At 49.3% G+C, this 4,458-nt stretch carries 7 protein-coding genes and 2 pseudogenes; 5 read left to right on the forward strand and 4 right to left on the reverse strand.

All coding sequences use genetic code 11. The annotated features are described in order from the left end of the window. Nucleotides 1-78 precede the first annotated feature (78 nt). From AC4PR2_RS27725 to AC4PR2_RS27735, 3 genes and pseudogenes are all read right to left on the reverse strand, one after another. Nucleotides 79-411 (reverse strand): annotated as a pseudogene (locus AC4PR2_RS27725) (DUF3102 domain-containing protein); the annotation flags it as partial. 12 nt (nt 412-423) lie between these two features. After that, on the reverse strand, nt 424-738 hold the full coding sequence (locus AC4PR2_RS27730) for a helix-turn-helix domain-containing protein (RefSeq protein WP_492175894.1): 315 nt from the start codon (nt 736-738) through the stop codon (nt 424-426). Nucleotides 739-749: 11 nt separating this feature from the next. Beyond that, nucleotides 750-974, reverse strand: a complete 225-nt coding sequence (locus AC4PR2_RS27735; RefSeq protein ID WP_492175895.1) for a hypothetical protein — start codon at nt 972-974, stop codon at nt 750-752. Nucleotides 975-1,062: 88 nt separating this feature from the next. Between AC4PR2_RS27735 and AC4PR2_RS27740 the strand changes: the two genes are divergently transcribed. Together AC4PR2_RS27740 and AC4PR2_RS27745 are read left to right on the forward strand one after the other, a co-directional pair. After that, nucleotides 1,063-1,482, forward strand: a complete 420-nt coding sequence (locus tag AC4PR2_RS27740) for a helix-turn-helix domain-containing protein (protein ID WP_492175896.1) — start codon at nt 1,063-1,065, stop codon at nt 1,480-1,482. Nucleotides 1,483-1,517: 35 nt separating this feature from the next. Next, nucleotides 1,518-1,916, forward strand: a complete 399-nt coding sequence (locus tag AC4PR2_RS27745) for a hypothetical protein (protein WP_492175897.1) — start codon at nt 1,518-1,520, stop codon at nt 1,914-1,916. A gap of 98 nt (nt 1,917-2,014) precedes the next feature. On the opposite strand, the gene AC4PR2_RS27750 is transcribed toward AC4PR2_RS27745, so the two are convergent. Continuing rightward, nucleotides 2,015-2,734: a DNA adenine methylase gene (locus AC4PR2_RS27750; RefSeq protein ID WP_492175899.1), complete on the reverse strand. Its 720-nt coding sequence runs from the start codon at nt 2,732-2,734 to the stop codon at nt 2,015-2,017. 249 nt (nt 2,735-2,983) lie between these two features. Here AC4PR2_RS27750 and AC4PR2_RS27755 point away from each other — a divergent pair, with 249 nt between their 5' ends. The 3 genes and pseudogenes from AC4PR2_RS27755 to AC4PR2_RS27765 form a co-directional block, all read left to right on the forward strand. Continuing rightward, complete coding sequence (locus AC4PR2_RS27755; RefSeq protein WP_492175900.1) at nt 2,984-3,433, forward strand: hypothetical protein; 450 nt, start codon at nt 2,984-2,986, stop codon at nt 3,431-3,433. Nucleotides 3,434-3,866: 433 nt separating this feature from the next. Continuing rightward, nucleotides 3,867-4,220, forward strand: coding sequence for a putative holin (locus AC4PR2_RS27760; protein ID WP_492175901.1), 354 nt, complete (start codon nt 3,867-3,869; stop codon nt 4,218-4,220). Between the two features lie 2 nt (nt 4,221-4,222). Beyond that, nucleotides 4,223-4,458, forward strand: a pseudogene (locus tag AC4PR2_RS27765) (transglycosylase SLT domain-containing protein); the annotation flags it as partial.

Genomic DNA, 4,458 nt, shown 5'->3' on the forward strand with positions numbered 1-4,458 from the left:
TGAGTAGGTTGTGATCTCAGATTACAAACCGGCCAAAATAATTGTCGCGAACCGGCCAGATTAATTGTCGTCAGATACAAGAAATTTAATGCTGGCTTGCATCATTCGTCTGGCCACCTGTGGTGCAAGTCCCAACTGGTCTTCGAGAATCGTTGTAAATTCGCCGTGAGGCTCATTCTCTTTTAGGATTACAAGGCGTTTACCGGCTTCCAGCATCGCCTCGGCACTTTGCGCCATATAGAACTTGGCTTCGTGCACGATACGGCTGCGATTATAAGGCAGTCCTTCTCCAAACTGTTCCATGATCAAGTGGCGGTGTTCGCTAATCGCGTTGAGATCGTCATCCAGTCCGGAAATTGCCGGGCCATTAATGGGTTCAACGATCTCAAGTGTTGTTTTTGGTCTTGCCATTTTGATACCTCGTTATTTTTTACTGCCGGCGATAACAGACTGGGTGAGTTCGGCGATGCGTGCCTGGCCTGCCGACATTTCGTTGGTGAAAGCCATCGCGATATAGAGCAACTGTTGACCCGGCGCGTAGCGCCCTGATTCAAGCCTTTTGACCATCCCTTCTTCCACTAGCGTCTCCATGACGCGACTGACGTTAACGGCTGTTTCATTGATTGCGTTAGCAAGCTCACCGTTACTCATGCCATCCAGGGAGTGACCTTTTAGTACCTTGAGAATGCGTAATGCTCGAATCAGTGGGGCGTTATGCCCCTTGGCTTTTGCCTGCATATAACCTCCGATCAAAGCGGTTCGTGGAGAATTCCGGGGATGACTTCTTTACCTACAACTAAAGAAAGATCTTTTAAAATCCTGAAGGAGAGTCTTCCCCTCGGTAATTCATTGCGCCCAGCCCAGCGATCGACAACCTGAGTCACTGTTCTCGGGCTGTAGCCTTGCGCCAGTGCAAACTGTCGAAAGTTGCTTTGACGCTCGATAAGGCGGGCATGTATCTGTTGCTTATTCATAGAGAGAGCGTTCCTAATGAGTTATGATGTACTCTATTGGGTATATTGTACGCACTCAAACGGGTATGTCAACAAGGTATATGCACGAATGAACATAAAAGACCGACTAAAGCTTGCGCTAGAGCAGAAAAACATGAGCATCAAGGACTTCAGTTTGATAAGTGGTATTGCCTATCGCTCTTTGCAAAACTATTTGCGGGGTGAAAGGGAGCCTAATGCTGATGCCTTGGCAGCGCTAAGCACTCATTTGGGTATATCTGCGGATTGGTTACTAACTGGTAGAGGCAATATGTTCCACGAAAACTCCAAGCAGGAGCAACAGCAAGAAGCGCCTCAGCCCTCCTTTAGCAAGGCCGATTTAACCTTGCTAAAAATGCTAAATGACTTAGAGCCCGAGGTGCGAAAAGACATACTGCGACGTGCTGAGGAAAAACAGCGAATTTTAAAACTAGAGAAAGAAGTTCAGGAGCTCTCTAATCAACTGGAGAAGCAAAAAAAAGTGGTATGAACTGTTCCTATTTGGAACAAATAAGGAGAACCGTGATGAATTACATAAAAGTAATCGTTGTAGCTTTTGCATTGGTCGGTTGCAGCGACCAACCCCCACTAGCTGAAGATGTCGTTGCCACTATGAAGCAGGAAGGTATTGATATTAGAAATGTAAAAATTGTCCCCAAAGACACAAGTTCGCTAATCCCTAACAGTTTCAGGGAAAGAGTGAGCTTTGAAATTCCCGAAGTGTCGCCAAAAGGTGGCCAGGTATTCGTTTGTGATAAGAAAGAGTATTGTGATTCGATTTACAATTATTATAAAGCGGTAGGAACAGTACTTGTCGGGCCTTATCTCATCCAGTCTAAAAGTGGCGTAGTTGTAGGCCAATTTAACAAAGGGTTATCGCCCGACACCGCAGAGAAGATGATTAATGTTATAAAAAAATACTAAAATACTTTGAATTTCTCTTGATAACCGCCGCATAGCGGCGGTATCAATCAATAGTTACTTATTACTAGTTCCTTTTTTAAACTTGACTTGCCTACGCTTTATAAATTGTAACGTATATCAACCTTAATTATTTTCAACCCACTAAAGGCCTTATGCATCTCGGGTATATCGTTCACCGAAATTATCATTTTCCCTTTGATACTGCGTGCCAGCGCCGCCATGCGGTCGTATTTATCCAGGCTAAACTCCACGCCATAACCCTCAGTGCCCCAGTACGGCGGATCGCAATAAAACAGCGTATGCGGCCGGTCGTAGCGTTCGATGCACGTCGCCCAGTCCATGTGCTCGATCACCGTGCGCGATAAGCGAAGGTGGGCCATCGACAGCTCTTCCTCGATGCGCAACAAATTAAACCGGGGCGCACTGGTGGTGGAGGTGCCAAACGTGTGATCGGCCACCTTGCCGCCGAACGCCTGCTTTTGCAGGTAGTAAAAGCGGGCGGCCCGCTGAATATCAGTAAGCGTTTCCTCTGGTGTATCCTGCAGCCATTTGAATATCTGCCGACTAACCAGCGCCCATTTGAATTGCCGCACAAATTCTTCCAGGTGGTGCTTGACGACGCGGTAAAGGTTGACCAGTTCCCCGTGAATGTCGTTGATCACCTCAGTCTTGCTTGGCGCTTTCAGGAAATACAGAGCAGCAGCACCGCAGAACGGCTCTACGTAGCAGGTATGCGCCGGGAAAAGTGGCAGGATATGTTTGGCCAGACGGCGTTTGCCGCCAATCCAGGGAACGATGGGTAATGCCTGGTCTTTCATTATCTGTAAGCCTTTTTCATTTAGTGAAAATACGGTAGGCTGTTCCGGTCGTCGATGACAGGAGAGCCCCGGTTGACTCACAGGCGCGATCTGTGTGTTGACGGCCTGCCCGGTGTCTCACCACCGGGCGGGTCGCTCTTTCTATAGTCAAAATGTGCTTTTAGGCCACTGAACGCTTTTAATGTGATTTAAAGAATGCTGAGTCGGTGCGTTGTTAACGTACTGTCATTTATCGATGAAGGGAGTGCTATGTCCAAGGACCTGCTTAGGGAAATCCGTGTTGACCTTGAAGTGCTAAAGCACCGAGTCGAAGTTCAGGAAAGATTCATTCATATTCTTATGGCCATGATACCCAAAAGTAGACAATCGGGGCTGGCGACCTTATTCAAAGCATATAAGTTGAACGTCACAGCCCTGGAGGAAAACGGGGAGTTTCTCGCAAAAGGGATGCAGGTTTTTAAGGATTACACTGACTCGCTCGGTGCTGATCCAAAAGTTGCTGCAAGCGCTCTGCTAACTCAGGCGCTACTTTTATTAAACGCGCCTGAAGGTCAGCAGGAAGCGATGAGAACGTGGCTAAGTATCGCGACTGAAGATGAACTCGTTCATGAGTTGCTTCAATCCTTGAACTTATCTCAGAAAAACACGCCGCCTTCAGGCGCTGATAACGACGGCGGCGCCAGAGACGATAAAAAGTAGTAAGCATCATGACCTCACTTAGCCGTTGTCGGCGAATGGTTTTATTGCGTAACTGAAGGGAGATCGTCAGCGCGTTAACTGATCTGCTTTCAGGCTGGACCCAAGACGCCTTGACATGGCTCCGGGACTCAATCGAGCGCCAATTAGGTCCGTGGCTAGCACCAGCAGCGCCAGCCATATAGCCTCATCAGCGATGTAGCTTTCTCCTTTCATTCAACGCTGGAAAGCCTCTTCCCAGGATTCACCTTCGTGATGCGTAAAGCACCAGGTGCCGTCATTATTTTGTTTCCAGCTCATGGTTAGCGTTCTCCGTTGTCGATGAACTCGTATCCATCCTGCACATTGATTTTCACCCAATCTCTTAAAGCCCTTTAAAAGCGGTTTCCGCGCCAAACTGGCATGCTGGCTCCATCGTAAAAATGGAGGCCTCACCATGCATTCCCGCAAAAAACACACATTACCCCGCCCCAAAAAACCACGCCTTAGCGGCTGGCTGCTGACGGCGATCGTCTTGTTCCTGGCCATTGCGCTGGTATCGCCACAGCAGATCACGGTTGTGATCTACAAGCTGTCGCTGATCACCCTGGCGGCGGTCACCGGCTACTGGCTCGACCGCTCGCTGTTTCCCAAGGCTCGCCCTGGGCAGTACCTCCGCCATGAACAGCCGCTAATGGAAGACGGCCGCTTTCCGGTGCAGACCGGGTGTCATATGGTTTTTGCCATCGCCATGCTGCGCCGGGCCATCGTGGTCTCGGCAGTGTGCCTGGCCGTTGCGATGGGGCTATAACCATGAACTGGCCGCAGATCACCTGGATAGTGTGCATGTTACTTAGCCTGGCCTTTGAAGCATTCCGGGTTTTCATCCGAACTGAGCGCCTGCCGATCCGCATTGGGACCTTTATGGTTCATATGGCATGGGTACTGTTTGTCGCAACGTTGCTCTGGTGCGGCGGATTCTTTTCCCAGGCACAGGCGGCCCAGCCGCCGGCCGCCGCTCAGCACTACCGGGATGCGACCATTCGTAA

This window comes from Serratia sp. A07, assembly GCF_058725505.1.

Coding starts and splice junctions, on each gene's coding strand:
- AC4PR2_RS27730 (WP_492175894.1), bottom strand. CDS start 738: ATGCAGGCAAAAGCCAAGGGGCATAACGCCCCACTGATTCGAGCATTA.
- AC4PR2_RS27735 (WP_492175895.1), bottom strand. CDS start 974: ATGAATAAGCAACAGATACATGCCCGCCTTATCGAGCGTCAAAGCAAC.
- AC4PR2_RS27740 (WP_492175896.1), top strand. CDS start 1,063: ATGAACATAAAAGACCGACTAAAGCTTGCGCTAGAGCAGAAAAACATG.
- AC4PR2_RS27745 (WP_492175897.1), top strand. CDS start 1,518: ATGAATTACATAAAAGTAATCGTTGTAGCTTTTGCATTGGTCGGTTGC.
- AC4PR2_RS27750 (WP_492175899.1), bottom strand. CDS start 2,734: ATGAAAGACCAGGCATTACCCATCGTTCCCTGGATTGGCGGCAAACGC.
- AC4PR2_RS27755 (WP_492175900.1), top strand. CDS start 2,984: ATGTCCAAGGACCTGCTTAGGGAAATCCGTGTTGACCTTGAAGTGCTA.
- AC4PR2_RS27760 (WP_492175901.1), top strand. CDS start 3,867: ATGCATTCCCGCAAAAAACACACATTACCCCGCCCCAAAAAACCACGC.